This is a genomic window from Burkholderia sp. Z1, assembly GCF_014893795.1.
Lineage (GTDB): Bacteria > Pseudomonadota > Gammaproteobacteria > Burkholderiales > Burkholderiaceae > Burkholderia > Burkholderia theae.
The window spans coordinates 942923-969134 of record NZ_JACFYL010000003.1 but is presented as its reverse complement, the minus strand read 5'-3'; the positions used below and the strand labels follow the sequence as shown (position 1 = coordinate 969134).

Here is a 26212-nt window from a genome sequence, read left to right as displayed (position 1 = left end):
GCGGCCGCGCATCGCGTTATGCATCGCGTGCTTCCGCCGCGCTCAGATAGCCGGTGACGACTTCGAAGCGGCGCGTCGCGCCCGGCGCGAGCGACGCGACATGGCCCTTGCGGCGTTCGGCTTCATAACCCTCCGGCTCGCAGGTCGACGGCAGCGCGAACGCGGCGACCTGCTGGTCCGCGTTGTGCAGGATCCAGCGCGTCGCGTGCGGGAACTGTTCGGGGCGGTAGGCGGTATGGAATACGCCGCCGTCCGGATGCGCGAGCCGAAAATGCGCGACGCCGTGTGCGTCCGTTTCCACACCGTTCATGAAAAACACGATTTCGGGGTCGTACAGCGCGGGCGTATCGAGTGTCGCGAGCCGTTCCGGTTCGCGCGCGAGCGTGGCCGTGTAGTCGCGCCACGCGGCGGTCGGCTTCACGTGCGCGGGCACGCTGTCACGCAATCGCAACCCTTCGCGCTGGAGCGACTGCACGAACCGGCCGCCCGGCACGTACGCGTAGTTCAGGTGCGCCATGTACATCAGGTCCATCGGCGTGCCGCCGAGATTCGACACGTCCATCGCGATCGTCATCCGCGCGTCGTGCTCGGCGAGCCGCACGGACGGACGCGCGACGTAGTGGCTGCCGAAGCCCTGCACGTATTCGTACTCTCCGGTCACTTCGACCGTCGCGCCATGCGCATCCGCGCCGACGACCAGGCTCGCGCGGTCCATCGGCGCGCACGGCATCTCGCCGTGCAGCGCGTGCGTGTCGCCAGGCCCCGGGCAACCGTTGCGCAACAGCCCGCTGTGGAACATGAAGCAGCCGTAGGTATCGATGATCGATGCCGTGTTCTTCGGCTGCCGGAACATGTGTTTCATCGTCAGGTCGCGGCCGTCGAATGCGGCGGCCCAGATCATCTGGCCAAGATAGGGCAGCACGACGAGGTGGCCGCGACGGTTCTCGAGCTTCAGCGCCTCGACGCCGGACGGATACGCGAACGCGGTGACCGTGACGCCGTCGGTGCGGTACAGCGTGCGCGGTGCTTCGCGGAAGTCGTCGCGCCGCAGTTCGATCTCGCCTCGCATGCTTACGCTCCCGACGTGTTGCGCGTCGCGGCATAGCGCGCGCGGGTGTTGCCGTCGGCCGTCGCATCGGGTATCGCGGCTGCCTGGTGACGCAGGCAGTAGAAGCCGTAGTAGACGATCACGACGAAGCACGCGAGCGGCACGACGAACGCGAGCTGCATGTTGCCGCCCGTATGGTCGGAGATCAGCCCCTGGATCAGCGGCACGACCGCGCCGCCGACGATGCTCATCACGAGGATCGAGCCGCCGTATTCGGTGTCCTTGCCGAGGCCGTCGATCGTGAGGCCGTAGATCGTCGGCCAGCACGGGCCGAGGAACACGCTCACGCACACGGCCGCATAGACGGCGGTGATGTTGTGCACGCTGATCGTGTACGCGAGCAGCGCGATGCACAGGATGCCGTAGACGATCAGCACCTTGGCCGGCCCGACGCGCTTCATCACGAGCGTCGCGATCAGCTTGCCGACGAAGAACGCGAAGAAGGTCGCGAGCAGGTAGTGCGATGCGCCGCGCTCGGTGAGGCCGCCGATCTGCATCGCGAGCCGGATCGTGAAGCTCCATACGCCGACCTGCGCGCCGACATACAGGAATTGCGCGACGACGCCCGCGACGAAGCGCCGGTTACCGAACAGCCGCGCGAGCGTGCCGCGCGCGTCGATCCGGTGCGTGGCCGTGCCTGGCCCGTTGCCCTTGCAGGCTGGATACGGCGTGAGCGCAAACACGATGAACACCGCGACGAGCACGACGATCAGCCACTTGTACGGCTCGAGCGTGGCCTGGATCATCGCGAGCTGGTGCACGTGCGCGTCGGCCGCCGACATCGCCGCGAGCTGTGCATGCGACGCGTCGCCTTCCTTGAAGATCAGGAAGCTGCCCATGACTACGCCGGCCATCGCGCCGAACGGATAGAACGTCTGCGAGATGTTCAGCCGCCGCGTGCTGGTGTCGCGCGGGCCCATCAGCGTCGAATACGAGTTCGACGCCGTTTCGAGGAACGACAGGCCCGCGGCGATCACGAACAGCGCGACGAGGAACATCCCGTACTTCGCCATCGACGCGGCCGGGAAGAACAGCAGGCAGCCCGTCGTATAGAGCAGCAGGCCGACCAGGATCGTCGTCTTGTAGCTGAACTTCTTCACGACGGTCGCGGCCGGAATCGCGAGGAAGAAGTAGCCGAGATAAAACGCGGACTGCACGAACGCCGACTCGAAGTCGGACAGGAAGAACGATTTCTTGAACTGCGCGATCAGCACGTCATTCAGGTTCGCGGCGGTGCCCCACAGCGCGAACAGGCAGCACAGCAGCGTGAAGGCGAAAAGCGGCGTGTGGTTCAGGTAATAGCCGTCGGGTGTGTGTTCGATTCTGGTTCGGCTCACGGGTGTCTCCTTCCCGGGTTGTCTCGTCGATCAAGGCGCCGTTCAGAGGCCGGCGTCGCGGAGGAAGCGTTCGAACGTCGCGGTGTCGGCGTACGACTTCTGCGTGCCGAGGCCGGTGACCGAATGCGCGGCATACGCGGATGCGTAGCGCATCGCGTCGACGGCATCGCGCGACGCGGCGTAGCAGCGCGCGAAGCAGCCGATATACGCATCGCCGGCGCCTGTCGTGTCGCGTGCGTCGACCGGCACGCCCGGCACGTGCCGCACGCCGTCGCGCGACGCGAGCAGCGAGCCCTTGTCGCCGAGCGTGACGAGCACGTGCTTCAGCCCGCGCGCGACCAGCGCTTCGGCGGCGCGTGCCGCGGTGTCGTGCGAATCGACCGGCATGCCCGACACGATCGCCAGCTCGGTTTCGTTCGGCACGAAGAATTCGACCGAGCGGATGCGCTCGAAATCGAGGTCGGCCACCGCGGGTGCCGGGTTCAGCAGCACGGGGATGCCATGCCGCGCGCCGAACGCGATCGCGTGATAGACGGTGTCGAGTTCGATCTCGAGCTGCAGCACGATCAGCGCGCATTCGGCGAGCGTCGGCGCGGCCGCGTCGATGTCGGCCGGCGTCAGGTGGCGGTTCGCGCCCTTGACGATCAGGATGCTGTTGCTCGAATCGGGTTCGACGAAGATCGGCGCGACGCCGCTCGGCACGCCGGCGACCTTGCGCACGTGCGTGGTATCGATGCCTTCGCGCTCGAAGTTGCGGATCGTGTTGTCGGCGAACACGTCGTCGCCGACCTTCGTGACCATCACGACGCGCGCGCCGAGGCGCGCGGCCGCGACCGCCTGGTTCGCGCCCTTGCCGCCGCAGCCGAGCTCGAAGTTCGGTGCTTCCAGCGTCTCGCCCCGGGCGGGCATGCGCTCGACATAGGTCACGAGGTCGACCATGTTGCTGCCGATGACGGCAATTGTCTCCATCTGCGTCTCTTCCTTGGTATGGGTGCGGCCGCACGCGTGGTCGGCGGCGGCTTGCAACAATTGATAATAAAATCACATTGAATGTAAAAATGCAATCATCAGATGTTTTTCAAATCACGAAATGAGGGGGGAATTGGGGGCGCGGATCTTGCCCGGATAGTGGTGTGGGCTGCCGGCCGGCCGAGGCGATGGATCCCGGCCGGTTTGCCGTCGTCGAGCGGGGTTTCGCCCCGCGACGCCTCTCGCGAAAAAACCGGACGCTTTGGTAAACGACGCGATCAGCCGTCAAGGACTTCGACCGCGCACGCGCATACCCTCGATCTGGCCAATCAGAGGGGACGACGATGAAGGAAATCCGAGTGGGGCGCGGCCGCGCCGCGCGAGCGCTGGTTCGAGCCGTGGTGGCCGCGTTGTTCGCCGCGGCATGCGTCGTCGCGCACGCCGCCGATCCGGCAGCGCGCGTGCACGAGCTCACGACGACCCGTTGCGCGGCGTGCCATGGCATCGACGGAAACAGCAGCGCCGACATCTATCCGCGACTCGCGGGACAGTAGCCGCAATATCTGTACAAACAGCTCACGCAGTTCAAGGGCGGGCCGGGCATCACACCGCTTCGCCATAGCGCGGTCATGCAGGCGATGGTCGAGGATCTCAGCGACGAGGACATGAGAGCGCTGGGCGACTATTACAGCGCGCAAAAGCCCACGCAGGGCGAGAGCCAGCATCGGGGGCTGGTGGACGCGGGGAAGGCGATCTATACGCACGGCGGCGCAGGTGGCGCGCCCGCCTGCCTATCCTGTCACCGCGAGGCCGGCGGCGGTATCCCGCCGGATTTCCCGCGTATCACGGGGCAGCACGAGTCCTGCGTGAACGAGCAACTGCATGCGTGGAAGAGCGGCGCGCGCGGCGGCAAGGGCAAGCTGATGAGCCTGATCGTGCCGCTGCTGAGCAATGACGAGATCGCGCAGGTTTCTGCATACGTCGCGTCCCTCAAGCAATGACCGGCGCTCACAGGAAATCCCTGATCAGCATCGTGACCCAACGCCAGGCGCCACCGCAGCCGGCGGCCCGGCAGCGCGCAACGGTATCCGCCACCAGGCGGTGATTGGCATCGCTCACCGGGCGTGAGTTGTGCAGGTAGTACGCCACGCTGTCCCGCAGGGGATCGATCCCGTCGTCGGGGATATCCATCCACAGGCCGTTTTCGGTATTGGAGCGGGCCGACAGCGGATCGAAATTGAAGCTGCCGAGATAATATCGATGGCCGTCGATGAGAATCAGCTTCGCGTGCATCATGCGGTTTTTCCGGTCGTCATACTCGCGCACCTCGATCCCGGCGTTCACCAGGCCGGCCAGATCGTCGGCATAGGCGCGGCCGACTGCAGGGAATTCCTGCGTGGTGCTCGCCAGCGACGCGCTCACGACGGTCACGCGGACGCCTTCGCGCCGCTTGCGTTCAAGTGTCGCGCGCAGTTCCGGCACCAGGATCAGGTAGGGCGTGACGATCAGGATCTCGTGCTGCGCCGTATCGAACTCGTGGAGCACGTCCTGCAGCGTGCCCGGCGAGCGCTTGTCGGGCCAGTCGTGGACATATCGCAAGCGATCGCAGGCGATCGGCGTCCAGCCCGGGTCGAAATCCGCGCCCGAAGCGGGCGGAGTGCCGGGACCGTCAGCCGTATCGGCAGCGGCCGGGTCCGCCGTCGGGGCTGCACCGTCGAGCGGCGCCAGCAGCTGTTCGCGCCAATAACGGATGCGCGCCGGGTCCAGCGTCGCGTAACCCTGCGAGACGCGATAGGGGCTGGCGATGTCGAGGAATTTTTCCGGCTCGGGGCGAACCGCTGCCGAGCTGTTCCAGAACAGGTCGAAATGCTGGCGCATCGCGTGCAGCGCAGAGGCGTCCTGGCTGGCGTCGCCCGCCACCATCAGGTCGCGTTCACTGAGCCAGTTGCGGAAGCTCGGATCCCAGATCGAGGTACTGCCGATCACGGCTGTGTCGCCAACCAGGAACAGCTTGTCGTGCATGCGATGCGCAAGCTCGACGAGATGCGATCGCGGATGGAAGATCCGCAGTTCGATGCCGGGCGCCACCTCGTGCAGGGCGACGATGAGCTCGTCCTCGAAGGGGAAGTGAGGCTCGGGGCCGATGCCGTCGATCAGCAGCTTGATGGGCACGCCGCGGCGTGCGGCGGCGACCAGATGATGCAGCATCTGGCCGCCGGTCTCATCGATTTCGAAGATGTACGCGAGGACGCGGATCTGCTCGGCGGGCGTGGCATGGTCGACCAGCGCGATCCGCGACTGCATCAGTTGGCCGTCGTCGAGATTGGCGATCAGGTCGACGCATTGCGCGTGACCGTGCAGGGAAACGGCAAGCAAACATGCCGGGATGAGCGCCAGGCTTCTTCTTGTAGCGGTCATGATGCGGTGAACGGGTTCGATGTGTTTCGCGGATCGAAATGGTCGCAGTGTCTCGTCATTCCGCTACCGTTGTGCGGTCAGATGGACGGTTTCGCGCCGGCTGTTGCACGGGTTCGCATGCGCTTATGCGTACGCGCCGATCAGCATGTCGAGATTGCGTTGCGCGAGCGGCGTGAGCGGCGCGAACTCCGCCGATCGAAACAGCGGATGCTGCCCGCGCAGATGTTCGAGCGCCTGCTTGCGGCCCGCGCGGAACGCCGCCGACGGCGCATCGGGATCCTGTGCCCACTCCCGCGCGATCGCGCGGTCGTACTCGCGCAGCCGGTCGGGCGCGGCGGCAAGGATCGCGAGATCGGCGTCGAGAAAAAGCCACCCGGCACGTTGCACTTCCGGATCGGATGCGAACGTATCGGGCAGCCGGTGCGATTTCGTCGCGAGCACGAGATCGTGTGCAACGGACACATGCGATGCGTGCGCATGCAACCAGGTTTCGCTGCAGTACTCGTTTGTGACCTGCACGAGCCATTGCGCGCTGCGCGCTTCGTTGTCCGCGTAGTCCGGCAGCGTCGTCGCGTAGACGAAATCGTGCGCCCATACGGCGAGCTCGATGGCCGGCCACATCGGGTCGGCGCGATACGGCGCGAGATGCGCGAACAATTCGGCCAGGTGCGCGAGCGTGTGGTAAAAGCGCTGCGGCTCGCCATACGCGCGCTCGACGAGCGGCCAGACAGCGGCCGTGCCGAAGCAGGCGTCGCAGGATGCGCGCAGCGTGCGGGCGAGGTCGGGGGCGGGGGCGTTCATGTCGGCGATCGGCTCGGGCAGGCGATGCGCGCAGCATAACAAACGCGGCGGTGTGCGCGGCTTCTATACATTGACGACGCCGCGTCCCAGTTCGATCACGCGCCCCCCGACACCGATTTCGCCGTTGGTGCTGACCGACAGCCGCAGCAGACAAGGCCGGCCAACGGCTTCGCCCTGTTCGACCTGAAAGGCGGCAGGCAGCGCGTGGTTGCGCGCAAGCAGCCAGCCGCCGAGATTCGCGCAGGCTGACCCGGTGCCCGGGTCCTCCGAAATGCCGGCGCCTTGCTTCACGAAGAAGTAGCGGGACACCACCGTCCCCGGGCGCTCGGCGTCGAACGCGAACACATACGCCGTTTTACGGCCGAGACTGCTTTGCGGCCAGATGTCGAGGTGTGCGCTGTCGGGTCGCGCGCGCCGCACGGCCGCGGGGCCCTTGAGCGCGACCAGCAGTTGATCGGCGCCGGTATCGACCCAGATCGGCGGCGCGAGCAGATCGTCTTTCGTCAGCCCCAGCAGTGCCGCCGTTTGGGCATCGGACAACTCGCAGGGTGCCGTTTTCGGCATGCCGGAGTGCGGCGCGATGAACGTCCACACATCGTCGCGTGCATTGACGTCGACCACCCCGGCCTTGAATTCGAGTGCGAGCGCGTCGCCGGCATTCAGCAGGTCGCGCACGACATGCGCGGTGCCGAGCGTCGGATGGCCTGCAAAGGCCATTTCATGCCCCGGCGTGAAGATGCGGACCCGCGCATGCGCACGCTCCGACGGCAACACGAAGGTCGTTTCGGACAGGTTGAACTGCACGGCGAGCGCCTGCATGGTCGCGTCGTCCATGCCGCGCGCGTCTTCGAACACGCAAAGCGGGTTGCCGCCAAACGTCGATTCGGCGAATACATTCAGCAGGCGATAGGCATACGGGGTCATTGGAATCTCGCGTGGGTGTGACGATTGTCGGACAGGGGGGCATGGTGGCGGGCTGCGTGCACCGGCGGCGATGCGGAGTCGCGCGGGTCAGCCCTTCCCGTCGGGCGGCGCGAGCATCGCCTGCATGTCGGGATGCTTCAGGACTTTCTTGTATTCCGCCGGACTCAGTGCGTCGATCAACACGCGCCCGCTGACGTCCGCCTTGATGTATTCGACCGCGAGCAGCGCAATGACCGGATTGGTCGTCAGGGTTGCCTGATCGGGCGAATGGGCGCCGAATTCCGCCACCACCGCCTCCGTGTCGTCCGCCACCGCAACGGCGAGCCGGCGTCCGGAAAGCCGGAGCCTCGCGCTGGCGCCGCATTTGGCCATGTCGTAGTGACGCGGCCCGTTGAGCATGCGGTTGCCGTAGATCGCCACGTGCGTGTCGACGCCCCTTGCTGCTGCGGCTTCGAGCAGCGGCCCCAGGTCGTCGATCTCTTCGTCCCAGACGCCCGCGAAAATCTGCGTTTTCGCATTGACGATGACGCGCGCGAAGGCGCTGGTGATCGCCGCCCGCCCGCTCAACGACCAGACCAGCCCGGGCTCCTGCTGTACCGGCAGCCGATCGAGCGCGCCGGCGGCCAGCTCCAGATCCGCGTTGAAGCGCGTACGCAGTTCTTCCAGCAACGACCGGTGAGGCACGGCGGCATAACGAACAGGCTCCGACCGGTTGATGAGCACCGCGCCGCGCGCTTCCAGGCGAGTCAAGGTTTCGTAGATTTTCGATGGCGGCATGCCGGCGCGCCGGCCGACTTCCGCGCCTGTCAGCGCGGCCTGTCCAACGAGGGCCGCGTATGCCTGCGCCTCGTACTGGGTAAATCCAAGCCGGATCAACGACGTGATCAGCTCCGCGTTTTCGTTCATGTGTATGGGCTCCGGCTCCCACGGCGACCTGCATGGGATTCCTTGATTAACTACCGCAGTAGTATACAATCGCCCGCACTTACTACCCAAGTAGTAGGTTGTGTCCATGAACCTTATCGGAGGGATCTTCAAGATGCGTCAAAAGATCAGCACCGGCTCCCCGTGGGAGCCCAAGGTTGGCTACTCGCGTGCAGTCGTCGTCGACAACACCATCTACATTTCGGGGACGGCCGGCAAAGGAGACGACGTGTACGCGCAGACACGCGATGCGCTGGCGACGATCGAGAAAGTTCTGGCGGACAGCGGATTCTCGTTGTCCGACGTGGTCCAGAGCCGCCTCGTGGTCGCGGACTTCGACAATTGGGAGGCCGCGGCCCGTGCGCATGGAGAGGTCTACGGAGATATCCGGCCGGCGTTTTCGCTGGTGCATGCGCTTCCCTTCGTCGATCCGGAGATCCTGGTCGAAGTCGAGGCGATCGCGGTCAGGACCGGAGCATGACGGTCGCCGGCCAGAGCCCGCATCTGTCCCGCGCCGCGATCGCGGCGCTTGCGCTGGCGGCGGGCGTGGCGATCGCCAACGGTTATGCGCTGCAGCCGTCGCTGTCGGTCATCGCGAGCGACTTCGGCGTGCCCGCATCGCGGATGACGGCCCTCGCTTCCGTGACGATGCTCGGTTATCTGGTCGGCCTTGCACTGCTGGTCCCGCTGGCTGACCGGTTCAGTCCGCGCACGCTTGTTTCGGCGCAAATGGGCATGCTCGCATTATTGCTTGCATGCGCGTCGTGGTCGTCCGGGCCGCTCACGCTCGGCATCGCCTTGTTCCTGGTCGGTGCGGCGACGACGGTCGCGGCGCAGTGCAGCACCGTCGTCGGAAAACACGCGGAGCCGCACCGACGTGGCGGGGCGATGGGCGTCGTATCCGCGGGCATTTCCGCCGGCATCCTGCTGAGTCGCTTCGTCGGTGGCGTGTTGTCGCAATGGTGCGGGTGGCGCGGCGCGTTGCTTGCGCTGGCCGGATGCGTTGCGCTGGCTGCCGTTGGCGGTGCATCGCTTATGCCGGGCGGCCGACCGCAGGGGCGGCCGCCCGGCTATGCGACCACGATCGTTGCCATTCCGCGTCTGATGCGCGACAGCGTTCAATTGAGACGCCGTACCTGCGCCGGCATGCTGTGGTTCTTCGCGTTCAATCTGGTATGGGTGGGGCTGGCGATCCGTCTGGCCGAGCCGCCCTATGGCATGAGTGCGGCGGCGATCGGCGCGTACAGTCTCGCCGGCGTGCTCGGCCTTGGCGTCACGCGTGTCGCCGGAAAATTCACCGACCGATTCGGCGATCGTGCCGTCATCCGTTGCGGGCTCGTCGTGGCGGCGCTTTCGGCGTTGCTGCTTGGCGTTGCGCTCGGAAGTCCCGGGTGGATGGGCGTCGGGTTGGCGACATTCGACGCAGGTTGTTTTGCCGCTCAGGTTGCGAACCAGTCACGTGTCGTCGCGATTCAACCGGCGCGGGCCGGTGCGTTGAGTGCCGCGTATCTCACGCTCTATTACGCGGCCGGCGCCATCGGCGCCGTGGCCGCGGGGATGCTCAACGAGCGGGTCGGGTGGGGCGCGATGATGATCGTCACGGCTGTTGCGATCACGGCGGCCGGGTTGGTCGGACCGGCACACGCGCGAGTGGATGCATCGGGCGAGCCGACGTCCGCAGGTTGAGTGCGCATGGGATGCGCGCTCGCGTTCGATCGGAGTTTCATGTTTCATGCGTTAACAGGTGCCTCCGATTTGTCGATGGCGATCCGGCCCGCGAATTAAGATTTCCGCGATGCTGACGGATATTTTCGCGTTGGAGCAGACTGTCGTTTTCGCGCTCTCGTCATTTTCGATCGCATGCGAACACGGCTACACCCGAATTCGCAACGACGCCGCCGTGCCCCGGCAACCCGGATTGGGTTCAGTGTCGTCCGGAGCGCTCGACGGTGCAGGCGTCAGGAGGAAGACATGGAATCCGGCAGAAGCGTCCCGAATACCGGTGGCTTGCTTGCGAGTGGACAGTCGGATGCCGGTTCGCCGCAGACCGTCCTGGATACGATCGTACGCGGCGTGGAAGGCTTCCGGATCCCTGCCGAAACGGATTGGCCCACGGCGAAGCAATATCTTGTGGACGACGACCGACAGTGGAAATTCTCGGCTGTCCTGGTGGCGATCGTCGCGCGGCGCGAGCCGACGATCCTGCTCACCAAGCGTTCGTCGGGGCTCAGCGAATATTCGTCGCATGTGAGTTTCCCCGGCGGGCGTCCGGCGGAATCCGACGGCAACATTGGCGCGACCGCGCTGCGCGAGGCGTTCGAGGAAATCCGCCTCGAGCCCGGCGCGATCCAGGTGGTCGGGTGCCTGCCGATTCATAAAACCCGAAAGCGCAATCACGCCATTTTTCCGGTGATCGGCATCGTGCCGGAAACGGCCGAATGGGAAGCGTCCCCGGCCGAAGTCGAGGCGATCTTCGAGTTTCCGTTTGCGACGCTGCTGAATCCCGCTCTGCCGCGGCAATACAGTGAAGGCGAACGCACCGGTGCGTGGTACTGGGCCGATCAGACGCAGGACATCTGGGGCGTGACTGCGGTGATCCTGAAGTCGCTGGCGGGTCTGGTTCTCGATGCCGCGTGATGACAGCGTGCAGCACAGGTCGCGCCCAGGTTCGCGCGCCTCTCAATGCGACGACACGAAAACCGCATCCTCGAAGGCCTCCGGAATCGCGAAGCTTTCGCGCATGCGCTGCGTCTCCTTCGCCGGCGTCAAGCCGAACAGACGCTTGAATTCCCGGCTGAACTGCGACGGGCTCGTATAACCGACCGCGTAGCCGGCCGCTTCCGCCGTCAGGTCCTGGCGCACCATCAGCAGCCGCGCCTGATGCAGGCGCGTCGACTTCAGGTACTGCATCGGCGACACCTGCGTGATCGCCTTGAAGTGGCTGTGAAAGCTCGGCACGCTCATGCCGGCTTCGTCGGCCAGTTGCGGCACGTCGAGCGGCTGCGCGTAATCGGCATGGATCACGCGCAGTGACCGGCCGATCCGGCCGAACTGCCCGCGCATCGCCAGCGCGCTGCGCATCGCGCTGCCCTGAGCGCCGGTCAGCACGCGGAAATACAGTTCGCGAAGCAACGCCGGGCCGAGCACCGCGGCTTCGAGCGGCCGCTGCATCGCCTCGACGAAACGCAGCACCGATGCGTGCATCGCTTCATCCATCGGCGTCGACATCATGCTCCTCGGCGCCTGCACGTGTTCCGCCACGCCTTCGCGGTCGATCTGCGCCGCGAGTTCGGCGGCCATCGTGAAATCGAGGTGCAGGTACAGCGCGAGAAGCGGGCGCTCGGGCGTTGCGTCGGTTTCCATGCTGAACGGCACGGGTACGGACACGGCCAGATAGTGGTGCTCGTCGTACAGATAGCGCTCGCCGCCGAAGTAGCCGCGCTTGCATCCCTGGCAGACGATCACGATGCCGGGGTCGTACAGGACCGGCGTGCGCGACAGCGCGCGGTTCGAGCGCAGGATGCGGACGCTCGGCAGCGCCGTCAGGTTGTAGCCTTCGTCGGGCGCCAGCGCGCGCAGCAGCGTGACCAGGCGCTTCCGGTTGCGCGGCGACAGCGACGGAGGTTGGGTGGAGGTAAGTGCGGCGCTCATAGTTTTGTGCAAGAAAATCAGCGGAATCGGGCTTATTCGACGTTGTTCGTCAGACTAGTATGCATGCTTCAATCGACATTCGGGAGAAGCGAAATGGCATCCGGCAACATCATGCTCATCACCGGCGTCAGCAGCGGTTTCGGCCGCGCGCTCGCCCAGGAGGCACTGGCGGCGGGTCACACGGTGGTCGGTACCGTGAGAAGCGCGCAGGCAGCGCAGGATTTCGAATCGCTGTCCGCGCAGGCGGCTGTCGCGCGCGTGCTCGACGTGACCGACTTCGAGCGCATCGACGGCGTGGTCGCGGAAATCGAAGCGAACGTCGGGCCCGTCGACGTGCTGGTGAACAACGCCGGTTACGGTCACGAAGGCATCATGGAAGAAGCGCCGCTCGCGGAGATGCGCCATCAGTTCGACGTGAACGTATTCGGAGCGGTCGCGATGATGAAGGCGGTCGTGCCGTTCATGCGCGTGCGCCGGCGTGGCCGCATCCTGAACATCACGTCGATGGGCGGTCACATCACGATGCCGGGAATCGCTTATTACTGCGGCAGCAAATTCGCGCTGGAAGGCATTTCCGACACCCTCCGCCAGGAGCTCGAGCCGTTCGGCATTGCCGTGACGGCCGTGGCGCCGGGTTCGTTCCGCACCGACTGGGCCGGTCGCTCGATGGCGCGCACGCCACGCACGATCACGGACTACGACGCGCTCTTCGACCCGATCCGCAAGGCGCGCGAGGAGAAGAGCGGCAAGCAGCTGGGCGATCCCGCGAAGGCCGCGCGCGCGATGCTCGCGGCGATCGCGGCGGAACGTCCGCCCGCGCACCTGCTGCTCGGCAGCGATGCGCTGCGGCTCGTGCGGAGCAAATTGGCGGCGCTGGAAGAGGAAATCCGTGCGTGGGAGGCCGTGACGGTGTCGACGGATGGTTGATCATCGACAGGGCGGGGTGTGCGGGCATTGTTGATGCAATGCGGCAGGGCAAGAAAACGGCTTGACCGACAGTCCGTCAGGCTTGGTGTGCCTATTGTCCGCGCGCACCGACATCGCTGGCATCCCGGGTGTTCATTTCCCATCAGAGGAGGGGCGGCAATCGCTGCACGCTGCTGCATCGTGGCTTCACAATAATGTCCGATAATGACTCCCGCCCGTACGCCGTGTTCGTCCACCTCACAGGAGTCAATCGCGATGCCATACGTCACTACGCAGGATAACGTCGAGATCTTCTACAAGGACTGGGGCCCGAAGGACGCACAGCCCATCGTCTTCCACCATGGCTGGCCGTTGTCTTCCGACGACTGGGATGCGCAGATGCTTTTCTTCGTACAGAAGGGCTATCGCGTGATCGCGCACGACCGGCGCGGCCACGGCCGGTCGGCGCAGGTCTCGGACGGCCATGACATGGATCATTACGCAGCGGACGCGTTCGCGGTCGTCGAGGCCCTCGACCTGCGCAATGCGGTGCATATCGGTCATTCGACCGGCGGCGGCGAAGTGGCCCGCTATGTCGCGAAGCACGGCCAGCCGGCCGGGCGCGTCGCGAAGGCGGTGCTGGTCAGCGCGGTGCCGCCGTTGATGCTGAAAACCGAATCGAACCCCGAAGGCTTGCCGATCGAGGTGTTCGACGGTTTCCGGAAGGCGCTCGCCGACAATCGCGCGCAGTTCTTCCTCGACGTGCCGAGCGGCCCCTTCTACGGTTTCAACCGGGCCGGCGCGACGGTGCATCAGGGCGTCATCCGGAATTGGTGGCGGCAGGGGATGGAGGGCAGCGCCAAAGCGCATTACGAAGGCATCAAGGCCTTTTCGGAAACGGACCAGACCGACGATCTGAAGTCGATCACCGTCCCGACGCTCGTGCTGCATGGCGAAGACGACCAGATCGTGCCGATCGCGGACGCCGCGCTGAAGTCGATCAAGCTGCTGAAGAACGGCACGCTCAAAACGTACCCGGGTTATTCGCACGGCATGCTGACGGTCAATGCTGACGTCCTCAACGCCGACCTGCTGGCTTTCGTGCAGGCGTAACGGTGTCGGCAGGCGATCCGGCAGCGCCGTCGGAAACGGCTGCCGGATCACCTGCCGCATCCACCCGTACTCACCGTGTTGATTGCCACGGACCGCCGGACGCGATGACGGCCAGACCGGTTGCGGCATCTCGCAGCCGGCACATGACTTCCAGCACTTCGTGCCGATCACATTCATGCCGCCGACTTTATCAATCGAAAGAAATGCTGCGCTGCGGGTGTGAGTGTGTCATACCACTCCGCTTTTGAGCTGCTACAAACAATTGGACTGGATCGAAAAACGTAAATCCAGCCCCTATCGTCAAATTCCGATAGTTTCCCGGTGATTTTATGATTATCGAATGGCGAAGCGAGTGGCCGGTGAGCCATTCGCGCAATTATTGCCGTAGATAAACAAATTTCTATTTTCGGAATATGCCGAGTAAATCAGAGGATACACTTCCTTGGCGCCGAATAAATAGGAGCCGTCACCAATGGTCACCAGCAGGTTGCCGGTGGCGTCGGTTTCGATCTTGTCGATCTTGCCGGCCTTGCAAAGTGCCTGCGCAGAAGCGTACGAGGAGGCGAACATCAGAGCTGAAAAAAGCACAGTCGCAATCTTTTTCATGTTTTTCCTAGGGTAATGAATGGAGTAATGCGGGTTTGTGTCGCATGATCATGCCCGGGACTACATGTCTGCTTTTCCAGATCGCTGATTCTCAAATATCGAGAAGTCCGCGATGGCCTGGCCATGCCGAAACTCACGACAATTAATGTCTGCAACAAGATTTTATGCACTCCGCCATCTTGTCTATTTTGAATCGCGATGCTGCGGAGCACAACGCATACTATTGATCGGAATCGGCGGATTCCAATCAAAATTATTTATCGGTAATTCAATGCGATAATTCCCGTATGAATTTTTCCTGTAAATTTTCCGTGATGCTGTTTTTATTTATTGATTGCTGTCGGAATTTGAATAATCGGCAATGACTATTGATTCGATAGTTGATCGTGTTGTGAACTGGCAGGCCAGGCGCACGGGATTGACGCCAGAAATGTTGACGGTCAAGTGCAGCGGTACCGGCCGGATTCCATGTCTTGCCGTGCATCCAGGCGTCCCCGACGACATTCGGCGTCGCCTCATCGGTCGCGAACGTCGAGCGCCGCCCGGCGGCATCGATCGAACGACTGCCGGATTCACCGCCAAAGCCGCACGTTTCAGCCCAAACCGTTGAAGCGGACGCCCGGATACGTCAACCGCGGCATCCGGCTTTCCAGGAAAGCATGCAGTTCGCGCACTTGCGCGGCCTTGCCGGAGTCTTCCGGCCAGACGAGGTAGTACGCGTCGCCGGTGCTGACGGCCGTCTTGAACGGCAACACCAGCTGCTTTTCATCGATGGCCTTGGCGCACAGCGCCAGGTCGCCGATCGAAATGCCGTGGCCGGCAATGGCCGCCGCGATGCCCTGTTCGAGCATGTCGAACACCTGTCCGCGCGTGATGTCCACTTCCAGGTCGTGGCCGCTCGCCTTGAGCCAGCGGCGCCAGTCGCGGCGATCGGGCGACGGGTGGATCAGTTCGCACGCGGCCGGATTCGCGCGTGCGACGGTCGCGGTTGCACGCGAGCACACCGGAATCAGCCATTCGTCGAACAGCTTCACGCTGTGCGTGTCCTCGCCGAACCTGCCTGCGCCGAGCAGGATCGCGCAATCGTAGGATTCGCTGAAGAAATCGACGGTATCGACATCCATCCACACGCTCGCGATCTGCACCTCGAACGCGGGCCGCGTCTCGCGAAAGGCGGCGAGCGCGTCGAGCAGCCAGCGCATGGTGAGCGTGGAGGGCGCCTTGAGCCGCAGCACGTCGCGTTGCAACCGGAACAGCATGCACGCTTCCTCGATCTGCCGGAAACCGCGCCGGAGGCCCGACGCGAAGATGTGCGCTTCCGCCGTCACGGCCATTCTGGGTCCGCGCCGGACGAACAGCTTCCGGCCGAAGTAGGCCTCGAGCGTCCGGACGTGTTTGCTGACCGCGCTTTGCGTCAGGCTCAGTTCGTCGGCGGCCAGCGTAAACGAGCCGGTGCGCGCGGCGCTTTCGAACGCGCGCAACGCATAGACGGGAGGAAGCGGTTTGGCCTTCATGGGTTTTGAGTGTGAATAAAACTCATGTCATGCGACAGGATTTTCCGTTTTTCAGCGGCGAATGGGCACGCAATACTACGAAAAACCGCAAAATTCACCGCACGGGGCGTCCATGATGCCATTGCGACGAGCCGGTGCGTCAAACCATCAAACAACTTTTTGTCATGTCACTCCACTACCCGCTGCTGTTCGCCTATCTTGCCGCGATCGTGTTGCTGATCGCGACGCCCGGCCCGGTCGTCATGCTCGTGGTCGGCACGGTTGCGCGGCGTGGCTTCCGCCAGGGCGTGCTGACCGCGGTGGGCGCGAATGCCGCGAGCCTCGTGATGATCGCGGGAGCGATGCTGATGGTGTTCGGCGTCGTGCTCGTCAGCGATCGCCTGCTCAAGGGGTTGCATGTGCTCGGCTGCGTGTTCATCGCGGTGCTGGCAATCCGGACGCTGCTTGGCGAATGGCGCGCGGGCCGCACACGCGCCGGCGATGGCGATGCGCAACGCGAACCGGTATCGCGGGTGCGGCGTTTGCCCGGCGTCGTGCGCGGTTTTCTGGTCGGCATCGCGAACCCGAAGGACCTGCTGTTCTTCGTCGCGTTCTTTCCGCAGTTCGTCGGCATCACGCCGGATTCGCGCGTGAGCCTGGCCATCCTCGCCGCGTTGTGGATCGCGGTCGATTTCACGATCCTGACCGGCTACATGGCCGCGATCAACCATCCGCTGATTCATCGGAAGCAGCGCTGGATCACCGCGTCGTCGGCGGGCGCGCTGCTCGTGATCGCGCTTGCCGGGCTCGGCGGCGCGATCTCGGGTGGGGCGTAGCGAGCCGGCGATTTGCGTTACGCTTCGTTTGCCCTGATCTTCCTATCGAGCTCATCATGTCCAGCGCCGACCAGACTTTCTCCGAACACCTTTTTTCCTATGGCACGCTGCAACTCGAACAGGTGCAGCTCGCAACGTTCGGCCGCAAGCTCGACGGTCATGAGGACGCGATGCCCGGTTACGCGATGACGATGCTGAAGATCGACGACCCCGAGGTGGTCGCGACGAGCGGGAAGACGCATCATCCCGTGGTGGCCTATACCGGCCGATCCGGCGACCGCGTCACGGGTACCGTGTTCGCGATCACGCGTGAAGAGCTCCAGCACGCGGACGACTACGAAGTCGACGCGTATCGTCGCGATCGCGTCGTGCTCGAGTCGGGCGTCGCGGCATGGGTGTACGTGGACGCCAGTTCGCCGCGCCCGGGCTGAATCCGGTTCGCGGGCGGGATCGCCGTTGCCGGGTTTCCGTCCGTCAGCCGTTGCGCAGAAACGCGACGTAGCCGCGGAATCACGGAGTCGTCGAGAGGCAGGGCGGCGTATCCCACTTGCCGCCGCATTCGTTGCTGCCCGTCGGCGCATGGCACTTGACGGAAACGGATCTGACCGACGATCTGAAGTCGATTACCGTTCCGACGCTCGTGCTGCACGGCGAAGACGACCAGATCGTGCCGATCGCGGACGCCACGCTGAAGTCGATCGAGCTGCCGAAGAACGGCACGCGGATTATTGGCACGGCATGCTGACGGTCAACGCCGACCTGCTGACTGTCGTGCAGGCGTAACGGTGTCGGCGCATGCACGCTTCCTCGATCTGCCGGAAACCGCGCCTGAGTTCCGACGCGCAGATGTGCGCTTCCATTGTCACAATCATTCTGGGACCGCGCCGGACGAACAGCTTCCGGCCGAAGCAGGCCTCGAGCGTCATGACATGCTTTCTGACCGCGCTTTGTGTCAGGCTCGGTTCGTCGGCGGCAAGCGTAAACGAGCCGGTGCGCGCGGTCTTACGACGTCGCGCGATCTATGTCGTATTTACGAATGATGTGCACGAAATAGACTGTTTGATGAGCACCGGGAAAGATTCGGCAAGTTCGATTGAAAGCCGACGCCCGACCACGCTCAGGATTGCAGTTCGGGTTGATTGGTTCGAGTCCGATCACGCAGTGCCGGCGCCGTCGGATTGAGCTTTTCATACAGGGGATATGCATGTGCGCCGACGCGGGAACAGGCGGCCGGGTATCAAGCGCGGCTACGTGCCGATGCTCGGTTGCCGTTGCACCATCATATCGATGGAGCAATTTAATTTCGTAGTGCAGATTATCCGGCGGGTGTGTCACTCTTCGGACGATCTCGTTGCACGAACGCTCCGCAGCCGTCATCAGGCCGTGACGGGCGAACGCGCATGCGAGGGGAACCATGGATAAGTCATTCAACGTATTCGTTTCGAACCTAGCTGTCTTCGTGATTTGCACCGCATCGCTCGTCTCGTCGCCGTCCGTTGCCTTCACGTCGGGAGGCGCGTGGCAAGCACACATGTCGCGCAAATCGCAGATGCTTCCGGTCGTGACCGTCGCGCCAACGGCGAACGGCGGCGATCAGACCGACGCGTTGCAGGCAGCGTTCGATGCGTTGCAGCCGGGTCAACGCCTGGTGCTGGCGCCGGGAAGTTATTCCGTAAGCCGGTCGTTGACGGTCGCGAAGGCGGACGTCGTGATATCGGGCTATGGTGCAACGCTGGTCGCCACGAATCCGGGCGACCAGACCATCGTGATGAGTGGCAGCGGTTCGACACTCGTCGGCGTGACGTTGATCGGCACGGGCACGACACGGCTCGTGACGCGCGAGTCGACCAAAGTCGAGGTGACGGGCACGGGCGTTCAAGTGCTCGATGTGAAAATTCAAGGCGGTGCCAGCGCCGGGATCTTCGTATATGGCGGCACCAATGTCGCGATCGTGAACAACACCGTGCGGTCGACGCTGGCCGACGGCATCCATACAACCTACGGTTCGACCAACGTGCTCGTGCAGGGGAACACCGTGACTGGCACCGGCGACGACCTGATCGCCGTCGTCAGCTACCAGGCCGACGGCCGCATCAGCAGCAACGTGCTGATCGACCATAACTCGGTGTCGGGCAACTACTGGGGGCGCGGTATCGCGGTGGTCGGCGGGCAGGCCGTGACGATCTCGGACAATACCGTCGACGGCGTGCAGAAAGCGTCGGGCATCCTGGTTGCGCAGGAGGCCAGCTGGAACACGTATAACGCGACGAACGTCGTAGTCAGCAACAACACCGTGTCGAACATCCAGAACTCGAACGTGAACAATGGACTGCAGCCGACGCAACTGGCCGCGATTCGACTGAGCGCGTGGCCGGGAACCGTGTCGTCGGTTGACGTGAAAGACAACCGAGTGTCGAACTCAGGTTATTCGGGATTCCAGGCGGAGGGGAATATCTGCCAGTTCAGCGTCACCGGCAATGTGTTCTCATCAATCGCCGGTGCGGTAGTGTCGTTGCTGCAGAGCGGATGCACCGCGAGCCAGGTCGTCGCAACGGGTAACACGCTGGGCGGAGTCGCGCTGGTGTCGCCGGTCGGCGCTTCCACGTCCGCGACGATCTGGGCGGGTGGCGCGTTGACTACAACGCTGCCGACGGTGCGCTGGAGTCTGATGCAGACGAAGTGACCGTGACCCGGGAAATGGTCCGGTTCAAAAGCAGAGAGCTTGTCGCTCGTGTTCATGACTGGCAGCCAGGTTTCCTGTTCCACGTCTGCGGGCGTCCGGGCGGTTGGGAACGTCTGCCAGTTTCTTGTTTCCGTCGATGGGTTCGCGTCGATGACAGGCGCGCCGGTCTCGGTGCTGTCGCAAGGTTGCACACCGAGCTCGGCCGATTTCCGGGTGCAGGCAGGCCATGGGCGCGAGCCCGAGTCTGTGCACGGCACCATGCCGGCGATCAGGTCAAATGAGGCCGGCCTTCCGCCCCGCGACCGCGGCTTGCGTGCGATTGAGCACGTTCAGTGCTTTGAATATTGATGTGATATGCGCCTTGACGGTTTTTTCCGACAGGCCCAACTTGTCCGCGATGACCTTGTTGGGTACGCCAGCGGCCACGTAGCGAAGTACTTCGATCTGGCGCTGCGTCAGCAGCATGTCCATCGGTGCCGACGACTGCGCTCGAACGATGTCGGTGTGTCGCGAAACAAGTTCGTCCAGAACGATCGGCGGAACATAGCGTTCTCCTTCCAGCACCATTTTCATGGCCGTCATCAACGTGTGCAGGCTGGACGTTTTTGTCACATAACCCAGTGCGCCATGCGCGAACGCGTTCCGCACGTCCTGCGGGTTCTCAGACGCGGAGAAAATGACGATTGGCAACGCGGGGCGGATCTTCGCGAACTCGGTGATCGCCACCTGACCGTCCATCCCTTTCAGTGTCAGGTCCAGCAATACGGCATCCAGATCGACGTGCTGATCGAGCATCCGCATGGCTTCATCGGCGCTGCTTGCTTGTACGACGACCGTGTCGTCGCCGCCCAGCTGAAGCAGCTTTGCTACACCGTCCCGCAAGACAGGATGGTCGTCGACGATCAATATTTTCACGAGGTTGGATCGAGCGCTAAGAGACTACGATGGGGATCGTCGTTAGGCATCCCGATTTCGTTGCGATGCCATGTCCTAAGACTTTAGTCCAATTTCCATGTCGTGGGACCTGAGGCTTTGATTCAGTTTCGCTTGGGTCGGGCGTACGCCGAACGTCGGATTTACAGTTGCGTCGAAATTGGCAAGACTAGATCGCAACGGTATGTAATGCGATGGAGGTGTCGATTTGACCAGGGCCGCAGTCCGGCGAACGCCTTACATGGATGCGTGTCGAGAACGGCCGCTCGGTGTTTCTGTTGATCTATAGAACATTGCCGGGCGATGAGCCTGGCCGACCGGTGCCTTAATCCCTTTCATGCATCAATCGAGATAAATGGCGATTGCTATCGAGTGACGTGACGCAATTCAGGAACCGGACACGTCGTATTTGTGGCTCACCCCAAGGCTATTGCAAGGACGTCGCGAGCGTACTGGAACATGAGATAGAAGAGCGGCACGCTCTAGTCATCCGCACTGTCCGATCCGGTTGCGATGAGGTTGCCGATTGCCGCTCTCAGCTTGCCGTGTGAAATCGGTTTGTGAAGTAAAACAATTCCGCTTGCGTGCGCATCGGTCAATCGGTCGGCGGCCGTATCGCCACTGATCAGCATGGCTGGAATGTTCTGGTTGTATTCCATGCGGACTCTTTCGATCACGGTGATGCCGTTCTCGCCGCCACGCAGGCGGAAATCGCAGACCAGCAGGTCAGGCCGCCTGGCGCAAGTCGAGAGGCTCGCGATGGTCTCGTCTCCCGAGCCGGCCGAAACGACTGCGTATCCCCACATCTTCAGTAGTTTCGACATCGCGTCACGTATGGGTTGTTCATCATCGACAACCACCACGAGCCCAGCCGTGGATGACGTGTCGTGACCTTCACCGACGGGGATCTCGAGCGGCATTGGCACACGGTCCGAGCGTTCGATCGCAATCTCGAAGCATGACCCGCGACCAGGCTCCGAGCGCACGGCCGGCTTGCATCCAAGGAGGTCGGCCAGGCGTCGAACGATTGCCAGACCGAGCCCGAGTCCTTGTTCGCGATCTCGCTCGGAATTGCCGATCTGGTAGTACTCCTGGAACACGAGGTCGAGCAAGTCGTGCGGGATGCCGCGCCCCGTGTCCCATACCTGAACGGCGATATGTGTGCCGCGGAGCCGGCATCCCACGACGATTTTCCCGGCGTCGGTATAGCGCACCGCATTGGACACCAGGTTGCGCACGATCCGCTCGACCAGTATCGGATCCGAATACACGACTGCATGAGTGGGAACACGGGAAAGCGCGAGCCCCTTAGCCGAGGCATCGCTCGCGTAGTCGCGACAGATTCGAGCGAGAACCGCGTCGATCGCGAATGACTGGTATTGCACCTCCACGACACCCGCATCGAGCTTGGAAATGTCGAGCAGGGCGGCGAAGAGCTTGTCGAGGGCCGCGGTGGAAAATTCGATCTGCTCGACGAGGAGTTTTCCGTCCGGGTTCATCGGGATGCCACGAAGCGCGCCGACCAACAGTCCAAGGGCGTGCGATGGCTGGCGCAGGTCGTGACTGGCTGCTGCGAGAAAGCGGGACTTCGCGAGATTGGCCTCTTCCGCGATCTGTTTCTGGTTTCTCAGGTCATCCGCCAGTTTGACAACGACATCGTTTTGAGCCTGAAGATCGACAGCCAGCTTTTCCGCCGCATATCTCAATCTGATGTTCTGCGTTGCCGTCCGGTTGGCGAGGATGCCGAGGTAGCCGATCACGCAGACAAACAGCGACATCATGGGCGCGGTTGCTTGTTGCACATGGTTCTGCGAGAGGGCGGCGGCGGCGACATAAGGGAGGGTCGCAGGCAAAAGAAACGCCAGGAACGCGGGGAAATATGCACTGAAGACCGGGACGGAACCTGCTACGACGCCGAGCGTGGCGATAACAGCGAGATACTGGATTTCGAAGCCGCCGGCGGTTACCAGGCGAATCGATGACCATCCCCATCCCATTCCCGCAGCGAGACTGAAGGCGGTGAACCACGTGGCCCAATATGGCCACCTGCTGACGGATGATGCCGATTTCTTGTACAGGCGGGAAAGTATGATGTGACCACCCGAACATACCCCGATGTATAGAACCCACGCAGGACCGATTACAAGATCGAGTTGCCCGAGGCGGTGAAGCGAAACGGCGAGCACCACCGCAAGCAGCGTGCCTCCGGTGACACTGAGCTCGACAATGCCGTATACGATCTTGAGTTGTTCGGATGCAATTGTGTCGTTGAATTGTGTCGTCGTATTCATTAATCGTTCTCGCCAATCCGGATTCGATACGAATATGCGGCTTCGGAAGATCATCAACGCACGCGGCCACTTTTAGCCGGGACTCGATCTGACAGGGAGTCGGGCCGACAAAGAACGAGTCATCAATGGGGGATGCGTTTCTCCTTGGCGCGTTCGAGCGAATCGAGGACAGTACGCATCGGCGTCGTGTCACAAAACCAGCGCCCCTGATGCTCTCGTTCATTGTTGTACTGGTCGAGCCGCGCATCAAGGTCTCTCTCGGATTTGTATTTCTGTACTTTCCGATCGCGAGCGTGATCGCCGTTGCCGGGTTTCCGCCGGTCAGTCGTTGCGCAGGAACACGACGTAGCCGCGGAACCACGGATTCGTCGCGAGGTAGGGCGGTGCGTCCCACTCGCCGCCCTGGATCACGCCGATGCGAAACGGCAGTTGGAGCCGCGCGACGCGCGGCAGGTAGGCGGCATAGTCGGGGATCGTGCTGCGCCCCTGGTAGGTCTGCACGATGACCTCGTCGACGATGCCCCTGAGCTGGTTGACCTGGTCGGTATCGATGCGGCTGCTCCAGTCGAGCAGCCCGGTGATGCTCAGCCGGCAATCGGCGGGCAAGGTCGCGCGCAGCGTCCGCAGGAATTCGAGGTAGTCCTGCAGATGGCGCGTACGCGCATCGAAGTCGATCTGGATGCCGGTGATCGTGCGGCCCGACGCGCGCCAGCGCTGGAGTTGCGCGAGCATGATCGCCGTGACGCGGGGCGTCCAGCGCAGCGTATGCGCACGATAGACGAGCCAGACGCGCGCATTCGGCGCGGGCGGCAGTGCGACGCCCTGCGCGATGACACGCACCTGCGATTCGTCGCGCGGCGACGCCTCGATCTGCCCTTGCAGCACGTAGAGGGTGCGTGCGCCATGCACGACCGCCTGCGGCTTCACGCCCGCCCACAGCCAGAACGCGTCGTACCGTGACGCATCGACCGTGCCGGCCAGCGCGACGCGTCCGGCCAGCAGCAGCGCGACGCACACGATACGCGTCATGCCGCGCTTACCAGTAGTAGCGGAGTTTCTGCGCCCACGGGCTGCCCGGATAGGTGGCCTTCAGCGTGTCGTACCAGCGCTTGCGGGTGTTCTTCGGCACGTCCTTGCCGCCGCATTCGTTGCTGCCCGTCGGCGCATAGCACTTGATCGCGCGGTAGAACGCATATGCGCGGTCGTTCGGGTTCGCCTGCGCATCGGCCATCACCGTCACGTAGCTCGACATCCGCTCGTACGGTTTGCCCGCGAACTGCGACGGCGAAGCGCCGAGCGTCGGCGGGATGCGCGTGGTGCTCGCCGACGACGCGTTGCGCATCCACGGCGGCACCGGATCGCTTTCGAGGCCGAACGCGGGCGGATGCAGGCGCACGAAATCGGCGAGACAGTTCAAGCCTTTCGCATCGCCGGGATTCTGCTGGAGTGCGGTAGCGATGTCGTGCGCGGACAGGCACGCGTAGCCGTCCTCGTTCTTGGCGCCGGGCGCGGTGAACGGTTTCAACGGATCGGCAGGCGTGCCGGATACCAGCGCGGCATCGGCGATGAACTCGGCGTAGTGCGAGCGCGTGAGCTCCTTGTACAGCAGCGTGTACAGCGCGGTGTCGCGCAGCGCGCCGCCGGTTGCCTGGTTCTGTGCCTGCGCGCGCAGCAGGTCCGCGTTGGCCGAACGCTGCAGCAGGACCGCACGGATCGCGGCGTTCTGCACGAGCGAATCGTCGGCGAACACGTCGTTGACGAGGCCGGCCTGTTCCAGGTTGATCGCGAGCGCGAGTTCCAGCGCCTCGCGCTGGAAGCGGAATTTCGCGAGCGGGATCAGGTCGCGCCACAGCTGGCGGGCCTTGTCGGTCTGGCCGCTATCCTCCAGCGCGAACGCGCGCAGCGCCTGCTGGCTCAGGCCGAAGTAGTCGAGCGGCGCGGCGGGTGTCTGCGGCAGCAATTCGAGGGCTGCGTCGGGCTTGTGCCCGATCTGGACATACCAGGTCGCGAGCAGATAGTCGTGGAGCGCGGGCGTGCTCGCGAAGCGCGGCTTCTGCGCCTGCAACTCGTCGAGCGTCAGCGGCTTGTCGCGGCTCGTGTCGCTGCTGTTCGACGTGCGCATGCGCAGCAGGTCGACGGTCGCGAGCACGGTCGGCGACTGGATCTGGCGCGCGTCGAGTTCCGACCCGAACAGCAGCTTGCTGTCGAGTTCGTTCGCCAGTTGCATCAGCGGCACGTTCGAGGTTTTCGGCGACCAGCGGGCGAGCGCATTGCCGTACAGGTCGGCCTGTTGCGTGACGTTCCCGCCGAGCCACGCGACGCGTCGCAGCAGCCCCGTCGCGGACACCGCATAACGCCCTTGCGGATACACCTTCAGGTAGGTACGAAACACCGTGTTCGCCGCGTCGAGCGAGACCTTCGCCACGCGCGCGCGCGACGGCGTCGGGTTGTCGTTGTCGAACACATTGGCCTGCGCGGCGTTCAACTGCGCGCGTCCGGCCATATAGAGGCCGGTTTCCTTCAGCCACGGGTTCGCGCTGTGCGATGCGTTCGCGAATGCCTTGGTCGCGGTGGTGAAGTCGGCGCGGTAGAACGCGTTCGTGCCGTCGAGGTAGGCGGCGAACTGCTGACCGAGCGGCGACTTGACCGCGGGCCGCGTCCATGCGGCGCTCGCGCCGCCCGCGGGGCAGGTCTTGTGCGCGATGTCGGCGCGTGCCGTGCTCAAGCGCGTGGCTTCGTCGGCGGGGATGCCCCCGGCGGCGTCCAGTGCGTCGTTGAACGCGTCGGTGCCGGCGGTCATGCTGCGGCAGATGCTGCCTTCGCCGTCGGCGTACTGATTCGACGGCGCATCGGCGTCCGACGCGGCGCCGGTCTTGTCGGGCTGCTTCTGGCCGATGTCGATCCACCCGGAAAAGTCCATCGGGAACGGCACGATGATCTGGTTGATCCGGTCTTTCGCCGGGATGGTCTTCGGGTCCGGGAACACCTGCGCGATCTTGCCGCTATCGACCATCAGCAGCATCGCGTTGACGCGCGTGTCGTTGGCGGGGCTCAGCATCGGCACGTTGCCGCACGAGTAGGTGTTTTGCCGGAGCGTGGCCGGCACGTTGCAACTGTCGTCCGAGCTGGCGTGGGCGCCGGGAATCCAGAGCAGGCTGGCCGCCAGCGCGGCGAACAGGTTTCGGTGCAGCAACGGGGTTTTAGGCATTTTTCTTATGC

25 protein-coding genes and 1 pseudogene are annotated in these 26212 nt (G+C 63.8%); 11 read left to right on the top strand and 15 right to left on the bottom strand.

The features are described from left to right. Positions 1 to 16 precede the first annotated feature (16 nt). The 3 genes from H3H55_RS36420 to rbsK are packed head-to-tail and all read right to left on the bottom strand — an operon-like array spanning position 17 to position 3414. Positions 17 to 1069, bottom strand: coding sequence for an aldose 1-epimerase family protein (locus tag H3H55_RS36420; protein ID WP_193102958.1), 1053 nt, complete (start codon positions 1067 to 1069; stop codon positions 17 to 19). A gap of 2 nt (positions 1070 to 1071) precedes the next feature. Then, on the bottom strand, positions 1072 to 2445 hold the full coding sequence (gene fucP / locus H3H55_RS36415) for an L-fucose:H+ symporter permease (protein ID WP_193102957.1): 1374 nt from the start codon (positions 2443 to 2445) through the stop codon (positions 1072 to 1074). A gap of 42 nt (positions 2446 to 2487) precedes the next feature. Beyond that, positions 2488 to 3414 carry a ribokinase gene (gene rbsK, locus H3H55_RS36410; protein WP_129517882.1) on the bottom strand — a complete coding sequence of 309 codons (927 nt, stop codon included), beginning with the start codon at positions 3412 to 3414 and terminating at the stop codon, positions 2488 to 2490. Between the two features lie 344 nt (positions 3415 to 3758). On the opposite strand from rbsK, the gene H3H55_RS36405 reads away from it, so the two are divergent. Together H3H55_RS36405 and H3H55_RS36400 are read left to right on the top strand one after the other, a co-directional pair. After that, positions 3759 to 3968: a c-type cytochrome gene (locus H3H55_RS36405; RefSeq protein ID WP_193102956.1), complete on the top strand. Its 210-nt coding sequence runs from the start codon at positions 3759 to 3761 to the stop codon at positions 3966 to 3968. A gap of 75 nt (positions 3969 to 4043) precedes the next feature. Then, the gene (locus tag H3H55_RS36400; RefSeq protein ID WP_193102955.1) at positions 4044 to 4415 is read left to right on the top strand and encodes a c-type cytochrome; all 372 of its coding nucleotides are present in this window, start codon (positions 4044 to 4046) and stop codon (positions 4413 to 4415) included. Positions 4416 to 4422: 7 nt separating this feature from the next. On the opposite strand, the gene H3H55_RS36395 is transcribed toward H3H55_RS36400, so the two are convergent. The 4 genes from H3H55_RS36395 to H3H55_RS36380 all read right to left on the bottom strand — a co-directional run bounded on the left by H3H55_RS36395 (position 4423) and on the right by H3H55_RS36380 (position 8463). Next, entirely contained in the window at positions 4423 to 5832 is a 1410-nt protein-coding gene (locus H3H55_RS36395) for a phospholipase D-like domain-containing protein (RefSeq protein WP_193102954.1), read from the bottom strand. Positions 5833 to 5955: 123 nt separating this feature from the next. After that, the gene (locus H3H55_RS36390; RefSeq protein WP_193102953.1) at positions 5956 to 6633 is read right to left on the bottom strand and encodes a hypothetical protein; all 678 of its coding nucleotides are present in this window, start codon (positions 6631 to 6633) and stop codon (positions 5956 to 5958) included. Between the two features lie 63 nt (positions 6634 to 6696). Next, entirely contained in the window at positions 6697 to 7557 is an 861-nt protein-coding gene (locus H3H55_RS36385) for a PhzF family phenazine biosynthesis protein (RefSeq protein WP_193102952.1), read from the bottom strand. Positions 7558 to 7644: 87 nt separating this feature from the next. Beyond that, entirely contained in the window at positions 7645 to 8463 is an 819-nt protein-coding gene (locus H3H55_RS36380; RefSeq protein WP_193102951.1) for a TrmB family transcriptional regulator, read from the bottom strand. Between the two features lie 133 nt (positions 8464 to 8596). Here H3H55_RS36380 and H3H55_RS36375 point away from each other — a divergent pair, with 133 nt between their 5' ends. From H3H55_RS36375 to H3H55_RS36365, 3 genes are all read left to right on the top strand, one after another. Next, complete coding sequence (locus tag H3H55_RS36375; protein WP_193103135.1) at positions 8597 to 8962, top strand: RidA family protein; 366 nt, start codon at positions 8597 to 8599, stop codon at positions 8960 to 8962. Beyond that, positions 8959 to 10167 (top strand): MFS transporter, encoded by a 1209-nt coding sequence (locus tag H3H55_RS36370; protein WP_193102950.1) that lies wholly within the window; start codon positions 8959 to 8961, stop codon positions 10165 to 10167. The genes H3H55_RS36375 and H3H55_RS36370 overlap by 4 nt, the downstream gene beginning before the upstream one ends. 285 nt (positions 10168 to 10452) lie before the next feature. Next, entirely contained in the window at positions 10453 to 11118 is a 666-nt protein-coding gene (locus H3H55_RS36365; RefSeq protein WP_193102949.1) for an NUDIX hydrolase, read from the top strand. A gap of 42 nt (positions 11119 to 11160) precedes the next feature. Here the strand turns inward: H3H55_RS36365 and H3H55_RS36360 are convergent, their stop codons facing one another. Further along, positions 11161 to 12132 carry an AraC family transcriptional regulator gene (locus H3H55_RS36360; protein ID WP_193102948.1) on the bottom strand — a complete coding sequence of 324 codons (972 nt, stop codon included), beginning with the start codon at positions 12130 to 12132 and terminating at the stop codon, positions 11161 to 11163. A 93-nt stretch (positions 12133 to 12225) separates the two neighbouring features. Between H3H55_RS36360 and H3H55_RS36355 the strand changes: the two genes are divergently transcribed. Both H3H55_RS36355 and H3H55_RS36350 read left to right on the top strand, forming a co-directional pair. Continuing rightward, positions 12226 to 13059 carry an oxidoreductase gene (locus H3H55_RS36355; protein ID WP_193102947.1) on the top strand — a complete coding sequence of 278 codons (834 nt, stop codon included), beginning with the start codon at positions 12226 to 12228 and terminating at the stop codon, positions 13057 to 13059. Positions 13060 to 13314: 255 nt separating this feature from the next. After that, entirely contained in the window at positions 13315 to 14151 is an 837-nt protein-coding gene (locus H3H55_RS36350; RefSeq protein ID WP_193102946.1) for an alpha/beta fold hydrolase, read from the top strand. Between the two features lie 333 nt (positions 14152 to 14484). Here the strand turns inward: H3H55_RS36350 and H3H55_RS36345 are convergent, their stop codons facing one another. After that, a complete protein-coding gene (locus H3H55_RS36345; RefSeq protein ID WP_193102945.1) occupies positions 14485 to 14757 on the bottom strand; it encodes a hypothetical protein in 273 nt (90 codons plus the stop codon). Positions 14758 to 15350: 593 nt separating this feature from the next. Beyond that, the gene (locus H3H55_RS36340) at positions 15351 to 16271 is read right to left on the bottom strand and encodes a LysR substrate-binding domain-containing protein (protein ID WP_193102944.1); all 921 of its coding nucleotides are present in this window, start codon (positions 16269 to 16271) and stop codon (positions 15351 to 15353) included. 164 nt (positions 16272 to 16435) lie between these two features. Here H3H55_RS36340 and H3H55_RS36335 point away from each other — a divergent pair, with 164 nt between their 5' ends. The 3 genes and pseudogenes from H3H55_RS36335 to H3H55_RS36325 all read left to right on the top strand — a co-directional run. Next, a complete protein-coding gene (locus H3H55_RS36335; RefSeq protein WP_193102943.1) occupies positions 16436 to 17086 on the top strand; it encodes a LysE family translocator in 651 nt (216 codons plus the stop codon). Positions 17087 to 17142: 56 nt separating this feature from the next. Beyond that, positions 17143 to 17517, top strand: coding sequence for a gamma-glutamylcyclotransferase family protein (locus H3H55_RS36330; protein WP_193102942.1), 375 nt, complete (start codon positions 17143 to 17145; stop codon positions 17515 to 17517). A gap of 158 nt (positions 17518 to 17675) precedes the next feature. Continuing rightward, positions 17676 to 17869 (top strand): annotated as a pseudogene (locus tag H3H55_RS36325) (alpha/beta fold hydrolase); the annotation flags it as partial. Here the strand turns inward: H3H55_RS36325 and H3H55_RS36320 are convergent. Next, positions 17812 to 18105 carry a LysR family transcriptional regulator gene (locus tag H3H55_RS36320; RefSeq protein ID WP_319022366.1) on the bottom strand — a complete coding sequence of 98 codons (294 nt, stop codon included), beginning with the start codon at positions 18103 to 18105 and terminating at the stop codon, positions 17812 to 17814. The pseudogene H3H55_RS36325 and the gene H3H55_RS36320 sit on opposite strands and share 58 nt — an antisense overlap. 512 nt (positions 18106 to 18617) lie before the next feature. Between H3H55_RS36320 and H3H55_RS36315 the strand changes: the two genes are divergently transcribed. Then, positions 18618 to 19769, top strand: a complete 1152-nt coding sequence (locus tag H3H55_RS36315; protein WP_413464008.1) for a nitrous oxide reductase family maturation protein NosD — start codon at positions 18618 to 18620, stop codon at positions 19767 to 19769. 273 nt (positions 19770 to 20042) lie between these two features. Here the strand turns inward: H3H55_RS36315 and H3H55_RS36310 are convergent, their stop codons facing one another. From H3H55_RS36310 to H3H55_RS36295, 4 genes are all read right to left on the bottom strand, one after another. Further along, the gene (locus H3H55_RS36310) at positions 20043 to 20684 is read right to left on the bottom strand and encodes a response regulator (protein ID WP_193102940.1); all 642 of its coding nucleotides are present in this window, start codon (positions 20682 to 20684) and stop codon (positions 20043 to 20045) included. Between the two features lie 500 nt (positions 20685 to 21184). Continuing rightward, positions 21185 to 22993, bottom strand: coding sequence for a hybrid sensor histidine kinase/response regulator (locus H3H55_RS36305; RefSeq protein WP_193102939.1), 1809 nt, complete (start codon positions 22991 to 22993; stop codon positions 21185 to 21187). A gap of 321 nt (positions 22994 to 23314) precedes the next feature. After that, on the bottom strand, positions 23315 to 24022 hold the full coding sequence (locus tag H3H55_RS36300; protein WP_193102938.1) for a DUF3142 domain-containing protein: 708 nt from the start codon (positions 24020 to 24022) through the stop codon (positions 23315 to 23317). A gap of 7 nt (positions 24023 to 24029) precedes the next feature. After that, positions 24030 to 26201: a hypothetical protein gene (locus H3H55_RS36295; RefSeq protein ID WP_193102937.1), complete on the bottom strand. Its 2172-nt coding sequence runs from the start codon at positions 26199 to 26201 to the stop codon at positions 24030 to 24032. Positions 26202 to 26212: the final 11 nt, after the last annotated feature.

Bases quoted from the DNA above. Each gene is read 5' to 3' on its own strand.
- H3H55_RS36420 (WP_193102958.1), bottom strand. From the start codon at position 1,069: ATGCGAGGCGAGATCGAACTGCGGCGCGACGACTTCCGCGAAGCACCG.
- rbsK (WP_129517882.1), bottom strand. From the start codon at position 3,414: ATGGAGACAATTGCCGTCATCGGCAGCAACATGGTCGACCTCGTGACC.
- H3H55_RS36405 (WP_193102956.1), top strand. From the start codon at position 3,759: ATGAAGGAAATCCGAGTGGGGCGCGGCCGCGCCGCGCGAGCGCTGGTT.
- H3H55_RS36400 (WP_193102955.1), top strand. From the start codon at position 4,044: ATGCAGGCGATGGTCGAGGATCTCAGCGACGAGGACATGAGAGCGCTG.
- H3H55_RS36395 (WP_193102954.1), bottom strand. From the start codon at position 5,832: ATGACCGCTACAAGAAGAAGCCTGGCGCTCATCCCGGCATGTTTGCTT.
- H3H55_RS36390 (WP_193102953.1), bottom strand. From the start codon at position 6,633: ATGAACGCCCCCGCCCCCGACCTCGCCCGCACGCTGCGCGCATCCTGC.
- H3H55_RS36385 (WP_193102952.1), bottom strand. From the start codon at position 7,557: ATGACCCCGTATGCCTATCGCCTGCTGAATGTATTCGCCGAATCGACG.
- H3H55_RS36380 (WP_193102951.1), bottom strand. From the start codon at position 8,463: ATGAACGAAAACGCGGAGCTGATCACGTCGTTGATCCGGCTTGGATTT.
- H3H55_RS36375 (WP_193103135.1), top strand. From the start codon at position 8,597: ATGCGTCAAAAGATCAGCACCGGCTCCCCGTGGGAGCCCAAGGTTGGC.
- H3H55_RS36370 (WP_193102950.1), top strand. From the start codon at position 8,959: ATGACGGTCGCCGGCCAGAGCCCGCATCTGTCCCGCGCCGCGATCGCG.
- H3H55_RS36365 (WP_193102949.1), top strand. From the start codon at position 10,453: ATGGAATCCGGCAGAAGCGTCCCGAATACCGGTGGCTTGCTTGCGAGT.
- H3H55_RS36360 (WP_193102948.1), bottom strand. From the start codon at position 12,132: ATGAGCGCCGCACTTACCTCCACCCAACCTCCGTCGCTGTCGCCGCGC.
- H3H55_RS36355 (WP_193102947.1), top strand. From the start codon at position 12,226: ATGGCATCCGGCAACATCATGCTCATCACCGGCGTCAGCAGCGGTTTC.
- H3H55_RS36350 (WP_193102946.1), top strand. From the start codon at position 13,315: ATGCCATACGTCACTACGCAGGATAACGTCGAGATCTTCTACAAGGAC.
- H3H55_RS36345 (WP_193102945.1), bottom strand. From the start codon at position 14,757: ATGAAAAAGATTGCGACTGTGCTTTTTTCAGCTCTGATGTTCGCCTCC.
- H3H55_RS36340 (WP_193102944.1), bottom strand. From the start codon at position 16,271: ATGAAGGCCAAACCGCTTCCTCCCGTCTATGCGTTGCGCGCGTTCGAA.
- H3H55_RS36335 (WP_193102943.1), top strand. From the start codon at position 16,436: ATGTCACTCCACTACCCGCTGCTGTTCGCCTATCTTGCCGCGATCGTG.
- H3H55_RS36330 (WP_193102942.1), top strand. From the start codon at position 17,143: ATGTCCAGCGCCGACCAGACTTTCTCCGAACACCTTTTTTCCTATGGC.
- H3H55_RS36315 (WP_413464008.1), top strand. From the start codon at position 18,618: ATGTCGCGCAAATCGCAGATGCTTCCGGTCGTGACCGTCGCGCCAACG.
- H3H55_RS36305 (WP_193102939.1), bottom strand. From the start codon at position 22,993: ATGAATACGACGACACAATTCAACGACACAATTGCATCCGAACAACTC.
- H3H55_RS36300 (WP_193102938.1), bottom strand. From the start codon at position 24,022: ATGACGCGTATCGTGTGCGTCGCGCTGCTGCTGGCCGGACGCGTCGCG.
- H3H55_RS36295 (WP_193102937.1), bottom strand. From the start codon at position 26,201: ATGCCTAAAACCCCGTTGCTGCACCGAAACCTGTTCGCCGCGCTGGCG.